The 403-nt window shown below is 73.9% G+C and carries 1 protein-coding gene; it reads left to right on the top strand.

The window, feature by feature from the left end; all coding sequences use genetic code 11:
* Positions 1-403 (top strand): glycosyltransferase family 2 protein (locus LPA54_RS40830; protein ID WP_228985466.1); only part of this gene is annotated, 403 nt, incomplete at both ends.

The raw sequence follows: 403 nt of genomic DNA, 5'->3' as shown, positions 1-403 counted from the left end.
TGTACGACCTGCTGCACTGCATGCCGACCGTGCCCGGCGCGGTCGGGGCCTTCCGCGTCCGGGCCCTGCGCGAGGCCGGGATGCTCAGCGGGGACACGCTCGCCGAGGACACCGACCTCACCATGGCCCTGCACCGGGCCGGCTGGGAGGTGCGCTACGCCGAGCACGCCGTCGCCCGAACCGAGGCGCCGGGGTCCCTGCGGCAGCTCTGGCGCCAGCGGTACCGGTGGAGCTACGGCACGATGCAGGCCGCTTGGAAGCACCGGCACGCCCTCGTCGAGCGGGGGCACGCCGGGCGGTTCGGGCGGGTGGGGCTGCCGTTGCTGGCGGTGTTCCAGATCCTCACGCCGCTGCTCGCCCCGCTGATCGACCTGCTGACCGTGTACGGGCTGGTGTTCGGGAA

The organism is Streptomyces sp. DH12 (assembly GCF_020873895.1).
Classification (GTDB): Bacteria; Actinomycetota; Actinomycetes; order Streptomycetales; family Streptomycetaceae; genus Streptomyces.
Note: the sequence above shows the minus strand (reverse complement) of the source record. Positions and strands in the feature narration are given on the sequence as shown.